Source organism: Micromonospora sp. WMMA1363 (genome assembly GCF_030345795.1).
Lineage (GTDB): Bacteria > Actinomycetota > Actinomycetes > Mycobacteriales > Micromonosporaceae > Micromonospora.
On record NZ_JAUALB010000001.1, the window covers coordinates 2269945 to 2291267 of the forward strand.

At 73.2% G+C, this 21323-nt stretch carries 27 protein-coding genes; 3 read left to right on the plus strand and 24 right to left on the minus strand.

The window, feature by feature from the left end:
* Positions 1–49 precede the first annotated feature (49 nt).
* Together QTQ03_RS10285 and yczR are read right to left on the minus strand one after the other, a co-directional pair.
* The gene (locus QTQ03_RS10285) at positions 50–1360 is read right to left on the minus strand and encodes a low temperature requirement protein A (protein WP_289277797.1); all 1311 of its coding nucleotides are present in this window, start codon (positions 1358–1360) and stop codon (positions 50–52) included.
* A gap of 63 nt (positions 1361–1423) precedes the next feature.
* Entirely contained in the window at positions 1424–2881 is a 1458-nt protein-coding gene (gene yczR, locus QTQ03_RS10290) for a MocR-like transcription factor YczR (protein ID WP_289277798.1), read from the minus strand.
* Between the two features lie 58 nt (positions 2882–2939).
* Here yczR and yczE point away from each other — a divergent pair, with 58 nt between their 5' ends.
* Together yczE and QTQ03_RS10300 are read left to right on the plus strand one after the other, a co-directional pair.
* Positions 2940–3575 carry a membrane protein YczE gene (yczE, locus tag QTQ03_RS10295; RefSeq protein ID WP_289277799.1) on the plus strand — a complete coding sequence of 212 codons (636 nt, stop codon included), beginning with the start codon at positions 2940–2942 and terminating at the stop codon, positions 3573–3575.
* 191 nt (positions 3576–3766) lie between these two features.
* Entirely contained in the window at positions 3767–4228 is a 462-nt protein-coding gene (locus tag QTQ03_RS10300) for a hypothetical protein (protein ID WP_289277800.1), read from the plus strand.
* 52 nt (positions 4229–4280) lie between these two features.
* Here QTQ03_RS10300 and hisF read toward each other — a convergent pair whose 3' ends face one another.
* The 11 genes from hisF to hisD all read right to left on the minus strand — a co-directional run bounded on the left by hisF (position 4281) and on the right by hisD (position 12295).
* Positions 4281–5048: an imidazole glycerol phosphate synthase subunit HisF gene (gene hisF, locus QTQ03_RS10305; RefSeq protein ID WP_289277801.1), complete on the minus strand. Its 768-nt coding sequence runs from the start codon at positions 5046–5048 to the stop codon at positions 4281–4283.
* Between the two features lie 130 nt (positions 5049–5178).
* Positions 5179–6177, minus strand: coding sequence for an NADP-dependent oxidoreductase (locus QTQ03_RS10310; RefSeq protein ID WP_289277802.1), 999 nt, complete (start codon positions 6175–6177; stop codon positions 5179–5181).
* 37 nt (positions 6178–6214) lie between these two features.
* Entirely contained in the window at positions 6215–6646 is a 432-nt protein-coding gene (locus QTQ03_RS10315) for an organic hydroperoxide resistance protein (RefSeq protein WP_289280760.1), read from the minus strand.
* 5 nt (positions 6647–6651) lie between these two features.
* Entirely contained in the window at positions 6652–7095 is a 444-nt protein-coding gene (locus QTQ03_RS10320; protein ID WP_289277803.1) for a MarR family winged helix-turn-helix transcriptional regulator, read from the minus strand.
* A gap of 169 nt (positions 7096–7264) precedes the next feature.
* A complete protein-coding gene (priA, locus tag QTQ03_RS10325) occupies positions 7265–7990 on the minus strand; it encodes a bifunctional 1-(5-phosphoribosyl)-5-((5-phosphoribosylamino)methylideneamino)imidazole-4-carboxamide isomerase/phosphoribosylanthranilate isomerase PriA (RefSeq protein ID WP_289277804.1) in 726 nt (241 codons plus the stop codon).
* 14 nt (positions 7991–8004) lie between these two features.
* Positions 8005–8328, minus strand: a complete 324-nt coding sequence (locus tag QTQ03_RS10330; RefSeq protein ID WP_289277805.1) for a hypothetical protein — start codon at positions 8326–8328, stop codon at positions 8005–8007.
* A gap of 33 nt (positions 8329–8361) precedes the next feature.
* Positions 8362–8994, minus strand: a complete 633-nt coding sequence (gene hisH, locus QTQ03_RS10335) for an imidazole glycerol phosphate synthase subunit HisH (RefSeq protein ID WP_289277806.1) — start codon at positions 8992–8994, stop codon at positions 8362–8364.
* Positions 8991–9164: a CG2302 family histidine operon protein gene (locus tag QTQ03_RS10340; protein ID WP_502889730.1), complete on the minus strand. Its 174-nt coding sequence runs from the start codon at positions 9162–9164 to the stop codon at positions 8991–8993. The genes hisH and QTQ03_RS10340 overlap by 4 nt, the downstream gene beginning before the upstream one ends.
* Before the next feature lie 58 nt (positions 9165–9222).
* Entirely contained in the window at positions 9223–9834 is a 612-nt protein-coding gene (hisB, locus tag QTQ03_RS10345; RefSeq protein WP_289277808.1) for an imidazoleglycerol-phosphate dehydratase HisB, read from the minus strand.
* Positions 9835–9890: 56 nt separating this feature from the next.
* On the minus strand, positions 9891–10976 hold the full coding sequence (locus QTQ03_RS10350) for a histidinol-phosphate transaminase (protein ID WP_289277809.1): 1086 nt from the start codon (positions 10974–10976) through the stop codon (positions 9891–9893).
* Positions 10973–12295 carry a histidinol dehydrogenase gene (hisD, locus tag QTQ03_RS10355; RefSeq protein ID WP_289277810.1) on the minus strand — a complete coding sequence of 441 codons (1323 nt, stop codon included), beginning with the start codon at positions 12293–12295 and terminating at the stop codon, positions 10973–10975. The genes QTQ03_RS10350 and hisD overlap by 4 nt, the downstream gene beginning before the upstream one ends.
* A gap of 106 nt (positions 12296–12401) precedes the next feature.
* Here hisD and QTQ03_RS10360 point away from each other — a divergent pair, with 106 nt between their 5' ends.
* The gene (locus QTQ03_RS10360) at positions 12402–13106 is read left to right on the plus strand and encodes an LON peptidase substrate-binding domain-containing protein (RefSeq protein WP_289277811.1); all 705 of its coding nucleotides are present in this window, start codon (positions 12402–12404) and stop codon (positions 13104–13106) included.
* Here QTQ03_RS10360 and QTQ03_RS10365 read toward each other — a convergent pair.
* From QTQ03_RS10365 to QTQ03_RS10415, 11 genes are all read right to left on the minus strand, one after another.
* Positions 13021–13893, minus strand: coding sequence for a DUF2567 domain-containing protein (locus QTQ03_RS10365; RefSeq protein ID WP_289277812.1), 873 nt, complete (start codon positions 13891–13893; stop codon positions 13021–13023). The genes QTQ03_RS10360 and QTQ03_RS10365 overlap by 86 nt on opposite strands.
* Positions 13894–13948: 55 nt before the next feature.
* On the minus strand, positions 13949–15325 hold the full coding sequence (locus QTQ03_RS10370) for an AAA family ATPase (protein WP_289277813.1): 1377 nt from the start codon (positions 15323–15325) through the stop codon (positions 13949–13951).
* A gap of 124 nt (positions 15326–15449) precedes the next feature.
* Positions 15450–16127, minus strand: a complete 678-nt coding sequence (locus tag QTQ03_RS30635) for a hypothetical protein (protein ID WP_502889731.1) — start codon at positions 16125–16127, stop codon at positions 15450–15452.
* The gene (locus QTQ03_RS30640) at positions 16094–16459 is read right to left on the minus strand and encodes a hypothetical protein (protein ID WP_502889732.1); all 366 of its coding nucleotides are present in this window, start codon (positions 16457–16459) and stop codon (positions 16094–16096) included. The genes QTQ03_RS30635 and QTQ03_RS30640 overlap by 34 nt, the downstream gene beginning before the upstream one ends.
* 47 nt (positions 16460–16506) lie before the next feature.
* Entirely contained in the window at positions 16507–17451 is a 945-nt protein-coding gene (locus QTQ03_RS10380; RefSeq protein ID WP_289277814.1) for an RluA family pseudouridine synthase, read from the minus strand.
* A complete protein-coding gene (lspA, locus tag QTQ03_RS10385; protein ID WP_289277815.1) occupies positions 17448–18158 on the minus strand; it encodes a signal peptidase II in 711 nt (236 codons plus the stop codon). Before lspA ends, QTQ03_RS10380 begins: the two co-directional genes overlap by 4 nt.
* Before the next feature lie 66 nt (positions 18159–18224).
* Positions 18225–18644, minus strand: coding sequence for a TraR/DksA family transcriptional regulator (locus QTQ03_RS10390; RefSeq protein ID WP_289277816.1), 420 nt, complete (start codon positions 18642–18644; stop codon positions 18225–18227).
* Between the two features lie 517 nt (positions 18645–19161).
* The gene (locus QTQ03_RS10400) at positions 19162–19494 is read right to left on the minus strand and encodes a DUF167 domain-containing protein (RefSeq protein WP_502889733.1); all 333 of its coding nucleotides are present in this window, start codon (positions 19492–19494) and stop codon (positions 19162–19164) included.
* Positions 19481–20080: a hypothetical protein gene (locus QTQ03_RS10405; RefSeq protein WP_289277818.1), complete on the minus strand. Its 600-nt coding sequence runs from the start codon at positions 20078–20080 to the stop codon at positions 19481–19483. Before QTQ03_RS10405 ends, QTQ03_RS10400 begins: the two co-directional genes overlap by 14 nt.
* Before the next feature lie 60 nt (positions 20081–20140).
* Complete coding sequence (locus tag QTQ03_RS10410) at positions 20141–20944, minus strand: DivIVA domain-containing protein (protein WP_289277819.1); 804 nt, start codon at positions 20942–20944, stop codon at positions 20141–20143.
* 44 nt (positions 20945–20988) lie between these two features.
* Positions 20989–21294 carry a YggT family protein gene (locus tag QTQ03_RS10415; RefSeq protein ID WP_289277820.1) on the minus strand — a complete coding sequence of 102 codons (306 nt, stop codon included), beginning with the start codon at positions 21292–21294 and terminating at the stop codon, positions 20989–20991.
* Between the last annotated feature and the right edge of the window lie 29 nt (positions 21295–21323).

Sequence of the window (21323 nt, forward strand, 5' to 3'; positions counted from 1 at the left end):
GCAGTTTCGCAGCCCGCCCGGTGGGCGCAGGCGACTTCCGGTTACCCGCTCATCCGCGCCGGCGCCACCACCGCTGCTGATCGGCCTCCAGAGCCACCTGCTCCGTCAGCGCTTCCGTGCGAGCCTGCTCGCGAAACCGGGGCGGGTGCCAGAGCAGGCTGAGCGTCACGGCGACCGTGATCAGCGCCAGCAGGCCCAGCGCGGCCAGGGCCGGCACCCGGGCAGCCAGCGGTACGGCGGCGACGATCAGGACCAATGCCGTGACGGGGCGGGCTGTCAGCTGGCGGAACGTGCGGGCCGCGAGGCCAAGGTAGGCGGCGAGGTAGAGCAGGATGCCGCCGTAGAGGGTGGCGAGGTCGACCCCACCCAACCGGCCGCCCAGTTCGGGGCTCCGCGGGTCCGAGATGTCGGCCAGGAAGCGCTTCAGGCCGAGCGCGAACACGAGGATCCCGGCGATCACCGGCAGGTGCAGGTAGGTGTACGTGTCGCGGGCCAGGGCACCCCGCTCGGCGCCACGGGCCCGGTGCAGCGCCTGCTCCAAACGCAGGACCAGAGAGTCGAAGTAGCTCCACCAGATCGCCGCGACGACGGCCAAACCGAGCACCGCGCCGAGCAGGACCGGCCAGGTGATCGGCAGATCACCGCCGAGGTTCGGACCGAGACCGAGCGAAATGATCGACTCGCCGAGTGCGATCAGCACGATCAGCGCGTGCCGTTCGGCCCAGTGCCCCGGGGAGACGAGGCGCCAGCCGGCCCGCTGCACCAGCCCGCCGCTGGCGTACTCCAGCGCGACGGCCACCGACCACAGGGCGAGTCGCACGACGGTCTCGGCGCCGCCGGAGGCCACCCGCTGCGGCACCACCGCGGCCAGCACCAAGAGCGCAGCGCTCGCCAGGACGGGCGCGGCCAGCAGCACCATGCGGCGCCGGGGGCACGGCCCGGCCCGGATCACCAGCCACAGCACCGCCACCTGGAGGCCACGGACCGCGGCGTAGGCGGCCACGAAGACGACCGGGCCGAACAGGCCTCCGGGAACGTCGGTGTACGCCTCCGAAACGGCCAGCGCCATCACGATCACCGCCGCCATCGTGGCGAACCCGACCAGCGGAATCACCCCCTGGTCGGCGCGGACCGCGTTGCCCAGGTTGGTGAAGCTGCTCCAGCACCACCACAGCAGCGCGAGCACCAGCATCGACTGCGCCAGCGCGCCGAAGTCGAGGTCCGCGGCACCCAGCGTGGTGACGTTCAGAAAGGCGAATACGAAGACAAGATCGTAGAAGAGTTCCAGGCGGGTCACCCTCGCCCCGGGCGTACCCGGCCGAATCGGATACATCCACTGGACGCCGCTACCTCCGCCCACCAGCCGAGTCTGTCAACTCCCGTCGGACGCCGGCGGAACTTTCACCGGCCGCGACGGCCCGGCTCACGCGATGACCGCGGGCTCCGGCCACCGGGGCAACCCGGACCGGTCCAGGTCGTAGCGGACCGCGGCGATTCGGCCAACGGCCTCCACCAGGTCGACGGCGGGCAGTGTGAAGGGCAGCCGCAGGAAGCGCTCCAGTGTCCCGTCCAGGCCGAACCGGGGGCCGGGCGCCAGTCGTACACCGACCTCCTCGGCGGCCCGGGCAAGGGCGCTGGAGATTGGCCCGTCGAGCTCGGCCCAGAGCGTGACCCCGCCGTGCGGCACGGTCACCCGCCAGTCGGGGAGTCGCTCGGCGAGGACGCCGAGCAGTGCGTCGCGCTGGACGGTGAGCTGGGCTCGGCGGGCCGCCACGATCGTCGGGGCCTGGGCGAGCAGGTGGACGGCGACCAGTTGGTCGAGCACCGGGCTGGCCATGTCGACCCCCACCCGGGCGGCGGCGAGCCGCTGCACCTGCGGCGCGGACGCGCGGATCCAGCCGATGCGCAGGCCGCCCCAGAACGGCTTGCTCATCCCACCGACGGTGATTACCCGGGAGTGCCGGTCGAAGCTCGCCGTCGGCGGCGGCAGCACCGTGCCGTCCAGCGGCAGATCCACGAAGGACTCGTCGACGACCAGGTCGGTGCCCACGGCATGGGCGGTGGCGACCAGCCGCTCCCGCAGCTGGGCGGACATCAGGTGACCGGTCGGGTTCTGGAAGTCCGGAATCAGGTAGGCAAGCTTGGGGCGGGCCTGGCGCAGGGTGCCGAGCAGCAGGTCGGCGTCCCAGCCGGGCTCGTCCAGGGCGAGCCCGTGGGTGGTTATCCGCGCCCGGCGGGCCGAGAGGGCGGCGAGTGCGTTCGGGTAGCTGGGCGCCTCGACCAGGACGCTGCTGCCGGGGCTGTGCGCGAGCCGGAGCACCAGGTCCAGAGCGTGCTGGGCGCCGTTGGTGACCATGATCTGCTCCGCCGAGGTGGGCAGGCCCCGCTCGCCGAACGCGCGGGCGACGGCCTCCCGCAGCTCGATGACGCCGGTCGGGTGGTATCCCGCCCCGACGAGGTAGCGGGGAAGGTCCTCGGCGGCGGCCCGGGCAGCCGGTAGCAGCTCGGGTGGGGCGGCCAGCGCGGCTACCCCGAGGTCGATCACGTCGCGGTCGTCCAGCGGGGTCCACAGCCCGGTGCCGGCCATCCGGTGGTTGCCGGGGAGCATGGTCCAGCTACCGGCACCGCGTCGGCTGGCCAGGTGGCCGCTCTCCCGCAGCTCCCGGTACGCGGCGGTGACCGTCGTCCGGCTGATCCGCAGCGCCTCGGCCAGCTCGCGTTCGGCCGGCAGGCGTACGCCCAGCGGCAGACGGCCGTCGGCGAGCAGGCCCCGAACCGCGGCGGCCAGTGCCGCGTAGTCGGGGCTACGCCGACGGCCGGGCAGTGCATGCCACTGGCCCAGCAGCCGCGCCAATTGGACTCCCCGAACCTGACTGCTCATGGCCACCCCTCAAATATTGGCACTTCCTGCTCGCCAATTGGACCCTAGGGTGGCATGCGTGACATCAATTGGCAATCTCCGGTACCGACCGATACGGCGCCTGACCCAGCTCTACGTGGGGTTGGCCCTCTACGGCGCGAGCATGGCTCTGATGATCCGCTCCGGGCTTGGCCTCGACCCCTGGGACGTCTTCCACCAGGGGCTCTCGGACCGAACCGGGCTCTCCTTCGGGGCCGTGACCATCGCGGTCGGCGCCCTGGTGCTGCTCCTGTGGATCCCGCTGCGCCAGCGGCCGGGCATCGGCACGGTCAGCAACATCGTGGTGATCGGCCTGGCGGTCGACGCCACCCTGCGGGCGCTGCCCGCGAACCTGCCGTTCGCCGCCCGGGCGACCCTGCTGGCCGCCGGGATCGTCGCCAACGGCGCGGCGACCGGCCTCTACATCGGGGCGCGGCTCGGCCCGGGACCCCGGGACGGCCTGATGACCGGGTTCGTCGCCCGACGGCCGGGCCGCTCGATCCGGCTCGTCCGCACGGCCATCGAGATAACCGTGCTGACGCTGGGCTGGCTGCTCGGCGGCACGGTCGGCGTCGGCACCGTGGCATACGCCCTGACCATCGGCCCGCTGACCCAGCTGTTCCTCACCCGCACCACGATCCCCATCCCCAACCCATCCCGCCTCACCACCTCCTGACCCGGCATCCCGCCATGCGCGATCTCGCGAACGTGGTCAGCCGATGACCTGTTTCATGCGCCTGTACCGGGATCAACGGCGCACGTCGACATCTCAGGAGCAGCGGGCGGAGAGTGACGAGGAGATGACGCGAGGGTGGTAGCAGCGGCCAGGGTGTTTCCTTTCACGCCGACGATCGGCAGAATCTGGCCATGGGGGAGAACCGATGGCGGTGGACCGACGCCTGGATCTTCGTCTCGCTGGTGATCGCGAGCGGTGCGGGCCGGCACCGCCGCGCGGCGGCCAGCCGTCGGCCCGAAGGGGTCCGCCTCGCCGACGTGCTCTCCACCGCCGACCACCTCAACCAGGCGATCCCGGAGCGGCACGAGGTCGAGGTGGCCGTCCGCCGGCTGGTCGGGGCAGGGCTGATCACCGTCACCGACGGCTGGTTCCGGATCACGCCGGACGGCGAACACCTGTGGCGCACCCGCCCCAGCGCCGGCCTGGCCACGACCGTCGACACCGTCCACAGCGTGCTCAGCCGCCGCCACGTCCCCGGCGACGCGGCCTGGCACCTGGACGAGGCCGATCACGCGGCGGCCGTCCAGGAGTACGCGGTGCGGTCGATCCCGGCGCCACGGCGTTCCCCGGAGAACCACGTCCGCCAGAACTGACTACACGGCGATCGACATACCTGGATCGGCACGCCGGGCCGCTACGTCCCGGTCAACGGACGGAGTGCCCCGCCCCACGTAGCGCGTCCTTGACCTGCGCCACGGTCAGCTCGCCGAAGTGGAAGACGCTCGCGGCGAGCACCGCGTCCGCGCCGGCGCCGATCGCCGGCGGAAAGTGGCGCACCTCGCCCGCGCCGCCACTGGCGACCACCGGGACGTCGACCGCCTGCCGTACGGCGTGGATCAGCGGCAGGTCGAAGCCAGCCTTGGTGCCATCGGCATCCATCGAATTGAGCAGGATCTCGCCCGCACCCAGTTCGGCGGCACGTCGGGCCCACTCGACGGCGTCGGTGCCGGTGCCGCGCCGGCCGCCATGGGTGGTCACCTCGAACCCGCTTGGCGTGGTGCCGACCGGGGCGCGCCGCACATCGAGGGAGAGCACCAGCACCTGCCGGCCGAACCGGTCGGCGATCTCGGCGATCAACTCCGGGCGGGCGATGGCCGCGGTGTTGACGCCCACCTTGTCCGCACCGGCGCGCAGCAGCGTGTCGACGTCACCGACCTGCCGAACCCCGCCGCCGACGGTCAGCGGGATGAAGACCGATTCCGCCGTCCGCCGGACCACGTCGAGCGTCGTGCCACGGTCGCTGGCCGAGGCGGTGACGTCGAGGAAGGTCAACTCGTCGGCACCCGCCCGGTCGTACGCCGCGGCCAGTTCCACCGGGTCGCCGGCGTCCCTCAGGTCGAGGAAGTTGACGCCCTTGACCACCCGTCCGGCGTCCACGTCCAGACAGGGGATGACTCGTACCGCGACCGTCATGCCGCGAGCCTATCCAACCGGGCAGCCGCCGGCGGCCGACGCGTGGCCGGCCACCGGCGGCTGCCCCACCCGGACGGGGCCTTGCCGGATCCGCCAATCCTCTGCCGGATCCGTCAAGGAGAGCCGTTCCTCACACCTTCACGAGCATCTTGCCGAGATTCTCGCCGCGGAGCAGGCCGAGGAACGCCGCCGGGGCGTTCTCGATGCCGTCGACGACCGTCTCGTCGTAATCGATCTTCCCGTCCCGCAGCCAGCCGGCCATCTCCCGCACGAACTGGTCGCCGAGGTGACCGTAGCCGCCGACCAGGAAACCGCGCAGGGTGAGCTGCTTGCCGATGAGCATCGCCAGGTTGCGCGGCGCGGCCGGCGGCTCGGTGGCGTTGTACTGCGCGATCATGCCGCAGAGGGCGGCCCGGCCGTTCGGGCGCAGCGCATCGATCGCGGCCTCCAGGTGCTCGCCACCGACATTGTCGAAGTAGACGTCGATCCCGTCCGGGGCCGCGGACCGCAGCTGCTCCCGCACCGGACCGTCGTGGTAGTCGAAGGCGGCGTCGAAGCCGAGCGCCACCAGCCGGTCGACCTTCGCCGACGAGCCGGCGCTGCCGACCACCCGGGCGGCACCCTTGAGCTTGGCGATCTGACCCACCACGCTGCCCACCGCACCGGCCGCGCCGGAGACGAAGACGGTCTCCCCCGGCTGCATCGCCGCCACGTCGAGCAGCCCCGCGTACGCGGTGAGGCCGGTCATCCCGAGCACGCCCAGGTACGCGGTGACCGGTGCGAGGCCGGGGTCCACCTTCCGGGCGGCCTTGGCGTCGAGCAGCGCGTACTCCCGCCAGCCGAGCCCGTGCAGCACGGTGTCACCGGGGGCGAACCCCTCCGCCTCGCTGGCGACCACCTCGCCGACGGCCCCGCCGTCGAGCGGTGCGTCCAGCGCGAACGGCGGAACGTACGACTTCACGTCGTTCATCCGCGCCCGCATGTACGGGTCGACGGACAGGTAGGTGTTGCGAACCACAAGCTGCCCCGGCGCGGGGGTGGGGACGTCGTTGGTGACGAGTCGGAAGTTCTTCTCGGTCGGCCAGCCCTGCGGGCGGGAGGCCAGGTGGATCTCACGGTTGGTGGTCACGGGTGTCCTTTCGTCAGACCAAAGGGATGGTGCGGCCTCACGCCGCGAGCGTCTCGCGGACACGCAACGCGACCTCGATGTTCCCTCGGGTCGCGTTGGAGTACGGGCAGACCTGGTGCGTCTTGGCGACCAGGCCCTCGGCGACCGCGCGCGGCACGGCGGGCAGGTCGACCACGAGGGCCACGGTCAGTTGGAACCCGCCCCCGCCGTTCGGCGCGACGCCGACCTCCGCCTCGACCACCGAGCCGGTGACGTCGGCCTTCGCCCGGCGGCCCGCCAGCCGCAAGGAGGAGTGGAAGCAGGCCGCGTAGCCGGCGGCGAACAGCTGCTCCGGGTTGGCCGCGTCACCCGCCCCACCCATCTCCTTCGGCACCGCGAGATCCAGGTCGAGGATGGCGTCGGAGGTGCGCACGTGGCCGTCCCGGCCGTCACCGGTGGCGGTGGCGTGCGCGGTGTAGAGCACCTGCATGGTGGTCACTGCTCCTTCTGTCGATGAATCGTCTCGGTGAGCCGGGTGAGCGTGTCGCGTAGCTCGACGAGGTCCGCGGCGGTGAGCCCGGTCGCCTGGGTCACCGCCTGCGGCACGTCCGCCAATCGCCCGCGCAGGGCCCGGCCCTGCGCGGTCAGCTCGACCACCACCCGCCGCTCGTCGGCCGCGGACCGCCGACGAGCCACCAGACCCGCCGCCGCCAGCCGCTTGAGCAGCGGGGAGAGGGTGCCGGAGTCCAGGTGCAGCCGCTCGCCCAGCACGGAGACGGTGGGCGGCTCCTCGTACTCCCCCAGCACCAGAAGTACCAGGTACTGCGGATAGGTGAGGCCGAACCCGTCGAGGATGGGCCGGTAGACATCGGTCAGGGCACGCGACGCGGCGTAGAGCGCGAAGCACACCTGCCGCCGCAGCACCAGATCATCGGTCACCGACAGACCATAGCGCGCGATTAAATCGCGCGCAATTCAATCGCGCACAATACATCTGGACCGGGCACTCCCGTGGGCCGGACCCGGCAACGCCCGGACAGCGCCGCCGCCCGACGCGACGGCGCCGCGCCCGCGGACCGAGTACCGCTCAGCCGGCGACGAGTACCGCTCAGCCGGCGGCCAGCGTCTCCAGCGCCTCGGCCACGGTGAACGCACCCGCGTAGAGCGCCTTACCGGCGATCACACCCTCCACGCCGACCGGCTCCAACCCCGCGAGGGCACGCAGGTCGTCAAGGGTGGACACCCCGCCGGAGGCGATCACCGGGGCGGCGGTGCGGGCGCAGACGTCCCGCAGCAACTCCAGGTTCGGCCCACGCATGGTGCCGTCCTTGGTGATGTCGGTGACCACATACCGCGACGCGCCGGCCTTGTCGAGACGCTCCAGCACCTCCCAGAGGTCACCGCCGTCCCGGGTCCAACCCCGGGCGGACAGGGTACGCCCGCGCACGTCGAGGCCGATCGCGACGCGGTCGCCGTACTCGCCGCAGACCCGGTCGCACCACTCGGGATCCTCCAGGGCCGCGGTGCCGATGTTCACCCGGGCGGCCCCGGTGGTGAGCGCGGCACGCAACGACGCGTCGTCCCGGATACCGCCGGACAGCTCGACCCTGGCGTCGAGCCGGCCCACCACCTCGGCGAGCAGGGCGGCGTTGGAGCCGCGGCCGAAGGCCGCGTCGAGATCGACCAGGTGGATCCACCCGGCACCGTCTCGCTGCCAGGCGAGCGCGGCCTCCAGCGGGTCGCCATAGGTGGTCTCGCTGCCGGCGGCGCCCTGCACGAGGCGGACGGCCTGGCCGTCGGCGACATCAACGGCGGGCAACAGGGTGAGGCTCACGGTCTCTCCTCGAATCAGGTACGACGGTCCAGGGCGATCACCACGATCGCCGGCAGTACGAGCAGCAGGAGTGCCACCAGCGCGATCCGCAGCGCCAGATCGTCCACGAAAGACCAGATCAGCAGGATCGCCGCCACCGTCAGCAGCACGATCGCGGCGCGCTCCCCCCGGCTGTGTCGAGGCAACCGGCCGGTCCGCCCCCGGCGCAGGGTGGGCGTCAGGCGGCGGACCAGCGCCCGCCGGCGGGCCCGCCGGGCGAGCTGCCGCTCGCGGGCCACCCGGTTGCGCGCCGCCTCCGCTTCCCGGGCCGCCCGGCGCCGCGCCCGTTCCTTGCTCACCGGGCACCGCCAGCGGAAGCGCCACCGATCGGCTCAGCCATCAGCGGGAAGGGTGGCCAGCCAGTTACGCAGCAACGCGGCACCGGTGTCGGCGGACTTCTCCGGGTGGAACTGCGCGGCACAGAGCGGGCCGCGTTCCACCGCGGCGACGAAGTCCGCCTCGTGGTGGGCGGTGGTCACCGTGGCGCCGGCAGCGGCCAGCCCGGCCACGTCACGCACGGCGTACGAGTGGACGAAGTAGAACCGGCTGCCCTCGGCCAGGCCGGCGAAGAGCACCGAGCCGGCGGGCGGACGCACCGTGTTCCACCCCATGTGCGGCAGCCGCCGGGCCGGCAACCGCGTCACCCCGCCGGGCAGCAGCCCGAGGCCCTTGGACACCACCCCGTGCTCGTCGCCATGCTCGAAGAGCACCTGCATCCCGACGCAGACGCCGAGCACCGGCCGACCGGCGGCGACCCGCTCGACGATCACCGGGCCGGCACCGAGCGTCTCGATCCCCGCCATGCAGGCGGCGAAGGCGCCCACGCCGGGCACCACCAGTCCGTCCGCGGCGGCCGCGGCGGCCAGATCGTCGGTGACCGTCACGTCGGCGCCGGCGGCCGCGAGCGCCCGCTCCGCCGAGCGCAGGTTGCCCGACCCGTAGTCGAGCACCACGACCCTGCTCATGAGCCCTCCCCCGGAAGCAGCCACAGCCCGCCGGCGACGGCCGCCAGCACGGCGAGCAGCGCGGTGACCACGACGGCACCGCGCGGGGCCGCTTGCCGGTACAGCGACAGCACCCCGCCGGCCAGCACCCCGGCCAGGATCAGCAGCAGGATCGGCAGTAGACCGCCCATCAGCGCCATCCTCCGGTCGCGAGCGCGGTGCTCCGCCGCGCCGTGTTCCGCGCGCTCGTCACAGCGCCCCCTTCGTGCTGGGCACCATCCCGGAGGAACGCGGGTCGATCGAGGTCGCCTCGCGCAGGGCCCGGGAGACGGCCTTGAACTGGGCCTCGACCACGTGGTGGGCATCCGGGTGCCCGCCGGGCCGGGCCGCCCGCAGCACGTCGACGTGCAGGGTGATCCGGGCCGCCTGGCCGAACGACTCCCAGACGTGCCGGGTCATGCTGGTCGGGTAGACCGGGCCGATGTACGGGGCGAGCGCCGGCTCGTCGTGCACCACGTACGGGCGGCCGGACAGGTCGACGGCGGCGCGGACCAGCACCTCGTCCATCGGGACGGTGGCCGAGCCGTACCGTCGGATGCCGGCCTTGTTTCCCAGTGCCTGGTCGAACGCGGCGCCGAGGGCGAGCGCGGTGTCCTCCATCGTGTGGTGGGCGTCGATCTCCAGGTCACCGACGGTGTGCACGGTGAGGTCCATGCCGCCGTGCCGGGCGATCTGGTGCAGCATGTGGTCGTAGAAGCCGACGCCGGTCTCGATGTCAGCCTTGCCGGTCCCGTCGAGATCGATCTCGACGAGCACCTTGGTCTCCTTGGTGACCCGCTCGATCCGGGCGGTGCGGTTCATTGCCTTGCCTTTCGGTCGCGCCTGCGGGGTTCGCGAACTCACTCCACGCGCCCCCACTAGAGCTTCTCCATCGTCAGCTTGTCCATCGCCGAGAGAAAGGCGTCGGTCTCGGCGGGGGTTCCGGCGGTGACCCGCAGCCAGCCGGGCAGGCCGACGTCGCGGACGAGAACCCCGGCACCGAGCAGGGTGCGCCAGGCGGCGGCCTGGTCACCGCCGGTGGCGAAGAGCACGAAGTTGGCGTCGCTGTCCGCCACCCGGTGGCCCCGGGCCCGTAGCTCGGCCACGATCCGATCCCGCTGGCTCATGATCGCCGAAACCGTGCCGAGCAGGGCGTCCCGCGACGCGAGGGCCGCGCGGGCGGCGGCCTGGGTGAGCGCCGACAGGTGGTACGGCAGCCGCACCAGCTGCACGGCCGCCACCACCGCCGGGTCTGCGGCGAGGTAGCCCAGCCGCCCACCCGCGAACCCGAACGCCTTGCTCATCGTGCGGGTGACCACCAGCCGGGGGTGCCCGCACAGTACCGTGAGGGCGCTCGCCGTGCCGGGCCGGGCGAACTCGGCGTACGCCTCGTCCACCACCACCATGCCGGGTGCGGTGTCAAGCACCGCCGCCACCACCGCCGGGTCGAGCGCGGTCCCGGTCGGGTTGTTGGGCGAGCAGAGGAACACCACGTCGGGCCGGTGCTCCCGGACCTGGGCCACCGCCTCGTCGGCGGTCAGTCCGAAGTCGACCCCGCGTCGGGCGGGCACCCATGTGGTGCCGGTCCCGAGCGCCAGCAGCGGGTGCATCGAGTACGCCGGCGTGAAGCCGAGCGCGGTGCGTCCCGGCCCACCGAAGACCTGCAACAGCTGCTGCTGGACCTCGTTGGAGCCATTCGCCGCCCACACGTGGTCACCGGTGAGCCCATGCCCCAGATAGGCCGCCAGGTCAGCGCGGAGCGCCACCGCGTCGCGGTCCGGGTAGCGGTTCAGGTCACGCAGCTGGGCCGCGAGCGCCTTCGCGATCGCCTCGGCCACCGGCTCGGGCACCGGGTACGAGTTCTCGTTGGTGTTCAACCGGACCGGCACGTCCAGCTGCGGCGCCCCGTACGGGGACAGCCCCCGCAGGTCGTCGCGGATCGGCAGGTCGTCGAGCGTGGTCACGGCGCGTCCCCTGGGAACCGCACGCCGACCGCCTGGCCGTGGGCCGGGAGGTCCTCGGCGGTGGCCAGGGCGACCACGTGCGGGGCCACCTCGCGCAGCGCCTCCCGGGAGTAGTCCACCAGGTGGATGCCGCGCAGGAACGACTGCACCGACAGGCCCGACGAGTGTCGGGCGCAGCCGCCGGTGGGCAGCACGTGGTTGGAGCCGGCGCAGTAGTCGCCGAGCGACACCGGTGACCAGGCGCCGACGAAGATCGCGCCGGCGTTGCGCACCCGCAGTGCCCACTCCCGCGCGTCCCGGGTCTGGATCTCCAGGTGCTCGGCCGCGTAGGCGTCGACCACCCGCAGCCCGGCCGTCACGTCGTCGACGAGCACGATGCCACTCTGCTCCCCTGACAGCGCCGTGGTGACCCGCTCGGCGTGTTTGGTCGCCGGGACCTGGCGGGCCAGTTCCCGGTCGACCGCGTCGGCCAGCTCGACCGACGAGGTGACCAGCACGCTCGCCGCGAGCGGGTCGTGCTCGGCCTGGCTGATCAGATCGGCGGCGACGTGCGTCGGATCGGCGGTGTCGTCGGCCAGGATGGCGATCTCGGTGGGGCCGGCCTCAGCGTCGATACCGACCACGCCGCGCAGCAGCCGCTTGGCGGCGGTGACCCAGATGTTGCCCGGACCGGTGATCATGTCGACCGGGTCGCAGCGCAGCGTTTCCGTCGGGTCCACCGCCGCGCCGTACGCGAGCATCGCCACCGCCTGCGCGCCACCGACGGCGTAGACCTCGTCCACCCCGAGCAGGGCACAGGCCGCCAGCACCCGCCGGTCGGGCAGGCCCCCGTTTTCCTGCTGCGGCGGGCTGACCACAACCAGCGAGCGCACCCCGGCGGCCTGGGCGGGCACCACGTTCATCACCACCGTCGACGGATACGTCGCCAGGCCGCCGGGGACGTAGAGGCCCACCCGGTCGACCGGCACCCAACGCTCGGTGACCGCGCCGCCCGGCACCACCTGGGTGGTGTGGTCGGTGCGACGCTGATCGGCGTGCACCCGTCGGGCCCGGCTGATCGACTCCAGCAGCGCGGCGCGCACCTGCGCGTCGAGCGTCCCCTCGGCCCCGGCGATCGCCTCCGCGGGCACCCGCAGCACCTCCGGGGAGACACCGTCGAACCGCTCGCTCGCCTCCCGGATCGCCGGGTAGCCACGCTCCCGCACCGCCTCCACCAACGGACGGATCCGCTCGACGGCCACGGACACGTCGAGCTGGGCACGGGGCAGCAGGTGGCGGGGGTCACCGACGCCACCGCGCAGGTCGATCCGGTTCAGCACGCTTGCGAGTCTAGGCGGATCCGTCCGACGCCGGCCGGCACCGCCCGCACGGCGGGACGGTGAACCGGGACACGCCGCCGAGACGAGATCGGGCTACGCTCAACGCGTGACTGCGCGGCTGCCGGTGTTTCCGCTCGGAACCGTCCTCTTCCCCGGTCTGGTGCTGCCGCTGCACATCTTCGAGGAGCGCTACCGCGCTCTGGTCCGGCACCTGGTCGATCTCCCCGAGGGGTCGCCACGCGAGTTCGGCGTGGTGGCGATCCGGTCTGGCTGGGAGGTGGCCCCGAAGGCGCCGGACGGCCGCCCGTTGCCCGGCGGCGGAGACCTCACGCTGCACGACGTGGGCTGCACGGCCGAGCTGCGGCAGGTGACCGAGTTGCCAGACGGAGGATTCGACATCGTCACCGTGGGCCGACGGCGGTTCCGGCTGGGCGAGGTCGACCGAGCCGCCGCGCCCTACCTGACCGCCGAGGTCGAGTGGCTGCCCGAGCCGGACAGCCCGGACGAGGCCGCCGACCTGCTCGCCGCCCGCGTGATCGCAGTGTTCCGGCAGTACCTGAGCCTGATCCGGGCCGACCCGACGGAACTCTCCGAACAGCTCCCGGAGGACCCGACGGTGCTGTCGCACCTGGTCGCCGCGACCGCCGCGCTGACCGTCGCCGACCGGCAGCGGCTGCTCGCCATCGGCGACACCGCGGCCCGGCTCCGCGCCGAGCTGCGGCTGCTCAACCGCGAGGCGGCCCTGCTGCGCCAGGTGCGGGCGGTTCCGGTTCCGCTGGGGGAGTTGGCCTCACCGCCGACCCCCAACTGACGCCCGGCCCGCCGGGTAGCTCCGGCTCCGGATGCAGCGACGGCCACCGGGACCAGCCGGCCAGCAGGGTGTACGCGACGGCTGCCCCGAACGCGGGTAACAGCACGTTGCCGTACGGCACGGGTAGCACGCCCAGCACCCACTCGACGCCGCCGGCCCGCAGGTCAGCCGGCTTGCCGAAGGCCCGGCCCTCCGGCGCGGTCGCCAACAGCCGCTCGTAGTCGGCGAGCCCCACCCGGCGGCCGACCTGCCAGGCGACCAGTGCGGCGCCGAGCCCGCCGAGCACTGCGGCGACCAGTCCAACCGGCCCGCGCGCCCGGCGCAGCACGAACCAGAGCAGGGCCGCCGCCAGGAGACCGAAGCCGAGGCCGAGCAGGCTGAACCACCCGTCCGCGGCGATCGGCTGCTCGGGCTGCGGCTCGCCGTAGATGGCGCCCGCAGCGGTCTTCACCACCGGCGTGTCCGGCGCGACCGCGGCCCAGAGCAGCCCGAGTGGCACGCCGAGCACGACCAGTCCGAGCGCCGCCGCCACGGCCCGCACGATCCGTGGCCGGCGCGGCGCCGCCGGCCAGGTCGGGGGCGGTCCGCCGTACCAGGCCGTCGGGTACGGCGGGTCGGGCGTCTCGCTCGCGGAGGGCGCCACCGGGCCGGCGGGCCCGGCCGGTGCGATCGGGGCCGTCGGGTCAGGCGCGTGCCCGGGGGGCGGGGTGGCCTGCGCCGGCGGACCGGCGAACGGCGGCACGGCCGCGGGACGGGGCCGGTCGGGATCGGGGGTGTCCGCGCTCACCCCGTGATCCTCCCAGGCGCGACGACCCCGCGGGGCGCCGGTGGGCGACACCCCCTCAGCGGGCGAACGGCTCCAGCATCACGGCGGCCGCGGCCAGCCATGCCTCCCGGGTCGCCGAATGGAGCTGGTAATACTCGATCGAGGAGCCGGACTCCAGCACCGGGTCGTACGGCACCACGGTCACCGCCCGGGTTCGGGTAGCGAAGTGACGCTCCAGGTCGGCCTGGAGGTCGGTGCGGCCCGGGGTGGGGCAGGAAATCAGCGTCACCGCGTTGTCGGCGAGCTCACCCATCCCCACCTCGTGCAGCAGATCAAGCATCCAGTCCGCGCTGAACGCGGCGTCCTCCCGGGGCACCGTGGTCACCACGAGTTGGTCGGCGGCCTGCATGACGGTACGCCAGTTGGCACTCTCCACGTTGTTGCCGGTGTCCACGCAAACCACGTCGTGGGTCCGCCGAAGCAGCTCCAGCACCCGCCGCACGGTGAACTGGTCGAGGCGCTGGGCGAAGCGCGGGCTCTCCTCGCCGGCCAGCACGTCGTACGAACCGTCCGAGGCGTGCCTGAGGTAGTCGTCCAGGACGTCCAGCAGCTCCGGCCCGTCCTTGATCTCGATGTGCGCGAGGTCGCCGATCAGGTGCCGGATGGTGCGCGCGTGCCGGGCGCTGCCCGCGCGCAACCCCAGCGTGCCGCGCAGCTCGTTGTCGTCCCAGGCCAGGACACCGCGTCCGCGCACGCCACCGACGGTCGCCGCGGCCAGCACGGTCGCGGTGGTCTTGTGCACACCGCCCTTGGGGTTGGCGAACGCGAGCACCCGGGGGCCGCCCAGGTCGCGCCGAAGCACCGAGGCGGCCCGCTCCCGCTCGCTCTCCACCGCCTGCGCGCGCCACTCCACCCGTGCATAGCCCCGGTCGACGGCCGACGGAGCGTACGCGGGCTCGGGCTGGTACCCGTTCCCCGCCGGCGCGTGATGCTGCTCGGCCGGCGCGTGCCGGTAGCCGTTGTCGAGCAGTGCGTACCGCGACTGCACAGGCGGCGGCTCGGGCTCGCCGTACCGTGGTTCCGGGGCCGGCGCCCGATACGCAGGGTCCGCCCGATACGCAGGGTCCGCCCGATACGCAGGGTCCGGCCGGTAGGTCGCCTCGGCGCGGTGGCCCACGTCGCCCCGCGGGTTCGTCTCGTAGGGCGGGGCCGCCGCGCCGTACGACAGCTCGGCGGGGGGTCCGCCAGCCGGTGCCCGGCCGGCGTGGCCGGCACCGCGCCGTCGCGCCGGCTCGGGCGGCGAGGCGTCGGCCCGCCGGTCCGGCTCGCCCTGCTCGGCGGAGCGGCCACCCAGCCGCGCCCGGTCGAGCAGCGCCCGCCACCTCGGTGCCGGTTCGGCCGGCCGTCCCCAGCCGGTCTCGCTGCCCTCCACGGCTCGCCCTCCCGACGCCATCCTGCTCCGCCTGACAGGCTACGAACGAAATCCGATTCGGGCTACACCGACCTACGCATTCGCCGGGCCGCCCACTGTCCGCAGGTGGGCTCCAACGGCCCGCCGTCACCGACGTTCGTCGAGGTCACTGCCGGGGCAGGGTGCCCGGCGGCAAGGTCGGATCCAACGGAACTGGTGATGAATCCGTCACCTCCGGTGCCGGTCCGGAGCGAGTACCGACACCGGGCGCCGACCCGACGGGTGGGGTCGGGGCCGGATCCACCGACGGTGACGCGGGTGTCAGCACCGGTGCGGGCAGGGCACTGTCGGTCGGTGGACTCACGATCTCCTCCTGCTCCGGTAACGGCGGTGTGAAGACCGTGCGGTCGAGCCGACGCACCTCCGGCGCTGGGTCCACCACCCGCACCCCCGGTCGAGACGCCACCCGGCGCAGGGCGGCCGGTTCCGCACGGACCACCGCGGCGTAGACGCAGGCGCACCCCGCGCGGAATGCGGCGGCCTCCGCCGCCACCTGGGCGCCGCTGACGTACAACCGGCGCAGCTCGCGGATCTCGGGCCCGCTGCCGGTCAACGCGGCTGCCCGGGTCCGGTAGTCGGCCGCCTTCCGGTCCTTGCGGTCAGCGACGTCGGCCATCGCGGCGACCGCGTCGTCCGGCAGCCGCTGCACGTCGATGCGAAGGAGTTCGGTCTGCCACTCGGGCAACGGCACCCGCCCGAAGACGGCGGCGACCGGCACGTCGCCGAGGACGGCGGCGGTCGACTGCGGGATCAGATACGCCGAGAGCGACACCAGCGCGTACATGCCGTCGCCGGCCGGCGGGTGGGGGCCGACAGAGCCGCCAGGTCGGTGGCGGCGGCCCGGACGTAGCCCGGGATGGATTCCCCGCCGACCACCCCGACCCTGGTAACCTCGCCCACCGTTCGGTCGCCCACCATTCGGTCGCCCACCATTCGGTCGCTGACCGGCCGGTCGGCGGTGACCCACCCGGCAGCCAGCAACACGGCGACGCAGGAGAGCAACGCGGCCGTGGGCAGCATCGGGGGCCGGGTCCGGCCGTGGCCCGGCCGACCCACGGCACCGACCAGGCGGGGCGGCGGCTGCTGGTCCACCTGACGCAGGTCACCGGCGCGCACGGGCGAAGGTCCCCCTCGTCGGATCGGCTGGGCGGTCGCCGCCGCGGTCAGTCCCGCAGGAGCGCCAGCGCGCGGCCCAGATCGTCTGGATAGTCGCTGACGAAGCGCACCTCGTCCCCCGTCCCGGGATGACGGAACCCCAACTCCCGCGCGTGCAGCCATTGCCGATCCAGGCCGAGTCGGACGGCGAGGGTGGGATCGGCGCCATACGTGAGGTCGCCCACGCAGGGGTGACGCAAGGTCGAGAAGTGCACCCGGATCTGGTGGGTACGGCCGGTCTCCAGCCGGACGTCGACGAGGCTCGCCGCCGGGAACGCCTCCAGGGTGTCGTAGTGGGTGATGCTCGGCTTGCCCCCGGAGACCACCGCCCAGCGGTAGTCGTGGTGCGGGTGCCGATCGATCGGGGCGTCGACGGTGCCGCGCAGCGGGTCCAGATGACCCTGCACCACCGCGTGGTAGCGCTTCTCCACCTCGCGGTACTTGAACGCCCGTTTCAACACCGTGTACGCCTGCTCGCTCTTGGCCACCACCATGATGCCCGTGGTGCCCACGTCGAGGCGGTGCACGACGCCCTGCCGCTCGGCCGCACCGCTGGTCGAGATGCGGTGGCCGATCGCGGCGAGCCCGCCGACCACGGTCGGGCCGGTCCAACCGGGGCTGGGGTGGGCGGCGACGCCGACCGGCTTGTCCACCACGACGATGTCGCCGTCGGCGTACACCACCCGCAGGCCGGGCACCGCGCGCGGCACCACCGCGGGGGGTGCTGCCGGCGCGGGCAGTGTCACCTCCAGCCAGGACCCGGCCCGGACCTTGTGCGAGTTGGCCCGGACCACGCCGTCCACCAGCGCGGCGCCGGCGTCGACCAGCGCCGCGGCGGTCGTCCGGGAGAGTCCGAAGAGCCGGGCGACGGCCTGGTCGAGCCGCAGGCCGTCCAGGCCGTCCGGCACCGGCAGCGAGCGGTGGTCGCCGCCAGTCGCGTAGGCCGAGGTCACGGCCGCCCCTGCGGCTGTTCGCCGGCCGGCGAGGGCCCGTCACCGGCCGGGAGGGCCGGATCACCGGCCGTCGTGGGGCGCCCGTCCCGGCCAAGCCGGCTGCCGTCCCGCTGTCGACCGGTCAGCTCGAGCAGCACCGCGAGGATCACCCCGCAGACCAGGGCACTGTCAGCCACGTTGAACACCGGCCACACCCGCCCGTACGGATCGAAAAGGCTAACCATGTCGACCACATGGCCGACGAACCAACCCGGGGCGCGGAAGATCCGGTCGGTCAGGTTGCCGAGGGCCCCGCCGAGCACCAGGCCGAGCGAGATCGCCCAGGGCAGGGAGCGCAGTCGTAGCGCCATCCAGAGGATCCAGCCGACCACCCCGACGGTGATCAGCGGGAAGACCCAGGTGTAGTCGGCACCGATACTCCACGCCGCGCCGCTGTTGCGGGTGAGGCTGAGGTAGACCAGGCCGCCGAGCAGCTCGACCGGCTCCCGGTCCTCCAGCGTCCGCAGCGCCAGATGCTTGGTGAACAGGTCGACGGCGAAGGCCGTCAGCCCCACGCCGAGCAGGACCGCCACGGCACGCCGCCGTGGCGGGCGCCTGCCCTGCGGGTCCGACGGATCGGCCGGATCGGCGGGCCCGGCGTCACCGGCGGGCCCGTGCTGGCCGGCCGTCTCGGCGCGACCGGATCCGGGGGTCGGTCCTGCGGTCATCTGCTCCCCATCGACGCTCGCGGCGGCGCCGGGCGCCGCCTTCTCTCCGCCGCTGGGCAGCGGGCCTCAACGCCGCTCCGCCAGCTGCTTGCAGGTCACGCAGAGGGTGGCCGACGGGAAAGCGGCGAGCCGCTCCACCGGGATCGGCGTGCCGCACCGCTCGCACCAGCCGTAACCACCCTCGTCGAGCCGCTCCAGCGCCCGCTCGACCTGCGTGATCCGTTCCAGGATGCTGTTGGCGAGGGAGATCTCCTGCTCCCGCTCGAACGTTTTGGTGCCGGTGTCGGCCTGGTCGTCCCCGGCCGAGTCGGTCAGCCGGTCGCGCTGCAGCTCGGTGATCTCACTCAGCGTCTGATCGTACTCGGCGCGCAGCTCGTCGCGCCGCGCCGCCAGGGCCGCTCGGATCTTCTCGGTCTCCGCCGCGCTGCGGGTGGCCTTGACCACCGGCTTACGGCCGGCGGTCCTGGTGTCGGCTGGCTTCGCCATCGTCGCTCCCTCGGCCGCGGAGCCGCGGCGGACCGCGGCACCTGGACAGGGGTCGCCGCGTTCGGCGCCCCCAGGTACGAAACGGGCGCGCCACCACAGGCGACGCACTCCGGAGGTTGGCAAGGATACGGAACGTACAGGCGTCCGACAACGTGCCGCACCGACGCCTCGCCGCACGACCCTGCGTTATGCCATTTCAGGGCAAAAGGAACGCTAGCAGATCAAGTATCGTGATCCGCGCCGTACTCACCAAACCACCGGCCAGGCGGTCCTACCGGCTGACCGCACGCAGCCGTCGCTCCGATTCGTCCCGCACCCGTGCGTCCACGATCAGCAGGCTGTCACCGGTCCCGGGTGTCCAGCCCCGACACGAACCCCGCTCCGTCGCGCAGCATTAGCGTCACCGCCACGCCCAGCGGCAGCCACAGCTCAACCACGCGCACCCCGGCCAGCCGGTATACCAGCTGCCTGGATCAGGTCCATGCCGGGCGTCACGGGCGGTCCGCGTCGGCCGCACTCATCCGTCGCGGAGGCGGCGCAGCACCCCGATCAGGTCCCGGGTGACTCCGTCGACGAGGAACAGCTTGTCGCGGCTGGCCGCACCGGCGCGCAACGCGACCGCCGCTGGGCGAACGCCCAACGCGTCGGCCACCGCCCGCCGGGCCGCCTCGGTGGCTCGGCCGTCCACCGCGGGGGCGGTCACCGCGACGACGAGGGCGGGACCGTGCGGGCCGTCGAAACGGCCACCGACACGGGCACGGGCGGAGCCCGGCTTGACCCGGACCGCGACGGTAAGCGGCTCACCGGAATCCGGCGCGGCGCGGCCGGCCCGCGGGTCAGCCACCCGCACCGCCGCTGGGGAGCCACCCACCCTCGGCCAGCGGGGCGGCGGCCGGTCCACAGCTGGCGCAGGGCGTGAAGCCGAGCTCGACGGCCTCGGCCACCGGTAGCGGCTCGTGCGCCCACCCGTCGAGGTTCGGACACCCGTCACGGTGGTACCGGGGGCGCCCATCGATCACCCGCACCTGATGGTCGAGGCGGGCCAGCCGCGCGGCGTTCTGTGGAGGGACCTCCTGCACGGCCGGCTCGTCACCGGTCGGTCGGCCCGAGGGCGGGGTGTCGGCAGCCGGCGGATCGGGTGGTTGCCGCCACCCGACGCCGCCGTCGTCCGTTGCTTGAGGAACGGGTGGGGCGGGGATGCTCGAGCCCGGGCCGGTCCCGTGCCCGTCGGCCGTGGTGGGCTGGCGGGTGCGGGACCGGATCCGCTCCGCCGTCGCCCGCGCCGCGGCCACCTGGCGGGCACCCGCGACCAGCGCGACGGCGGCCAGCAGGCTGGCCGCGATGGAGACGACCAGCAACAGGCTGGTGCCGCTGGCCAGGCCGATCACCAGCAGCACCACCGCGAGAAGGATGAGCAGGAGACTGGCGATTATCACGGCTCACCCCCGCCGCGTCGCACCGATGCGCCGAGGCCGACGACCGTCGCCGGCCGGTGATCAGCGACCGGATTCCAGGGCGCCGGAACGACCGCCACCGTAGGAGTTAGCGAGACCGGCCGTGGCGAGGCCGTTGCCGCCAGCGACACGACCGCCACTGTCGGTCCGGTTCATCTCGACATCCAAGCCCTGGCCACGACCGTCGAGGTCACGCAACTGACTCTCGAGGTAGGCCTTGAGGCGGGTGCGGTACTCGCGCTCGAACTGCTTGAGCTCCTCGATGTGCTTCTGCAGGGCGGTGCGCTTGGCGTCGAGACCACCCATGGCCTCCTGGTGCCGCTGCCGGGCGTCACGCTCGAGGGCGTCGGCCTTGGCGCGCGCCTCACGGGTGACCTCCTCGGCCTTGGTACGGGCCTCGGAGAGCAGCTGGTCAGCCTCGCGGCGGGCGTCGGAAACGTGGTCGTCTGCCGTCCGCTGAGCCATCATCAGCACCCTCAGCGCCTGCTGCTCGCCGTCGGCACCCGCCGCCGGGCCACCGCCGGCGCGGACCTGCTCCAGCTCCGCCTGCATCGCACGGGCAGCCTGCTCGGCGGCGGCCTTGTCCCGCTGCACCCGGTCGAGCTGGGTCTTGACCTCGTTGAGCTCGGCGGCGAGCCGGGCATCGCCACCGGGACCGGCGGGGGCGCCGCCGCGGCCGCCGCGCTCCACCTGGGCGCGCAGTTCGTTGTTCTCCTCGATGAGACGGGCGAGCTCGCGCTCGACCTCGTCCAGGAAGGCGTCGACCTCCTCCTCGTCATACCCCCGCTTGCCGATCGGCGGTTTCTTGAAGGCGACGTTGTGTACGTCGGCCGGGGTCAGCGGCATCGAAACTCCTCGGGTCAGTTGCGGCCGCGAAAGCGCGTCGGTCATCAGGCGGTCCTGATGATCGCCGGTTCTAACACAAACCTCATCAGCACGAACAGGATAACCAGGAGCACAAGGGAGGCCAGGTCGATGCTCACGGTACCAATTCGCAGCGGAGGGATCACACGCCTCAACGCGTGGAGAGGGGGATCAGTGACGCTCCACACGGTTTCCAGTCCGGCCGAGGCGCCACGTCCCGGTTGCCACCGCCGGCCGTACTGAAGAACGGCGCTCAACACGAATCGGGACAGAAGAAGCAAAAGGAAGACATATAGGATCAGGTACAGAACCTGGAACACGATCGACAACACGACAGGCGACGTCCCTTGCACTCGGGCGG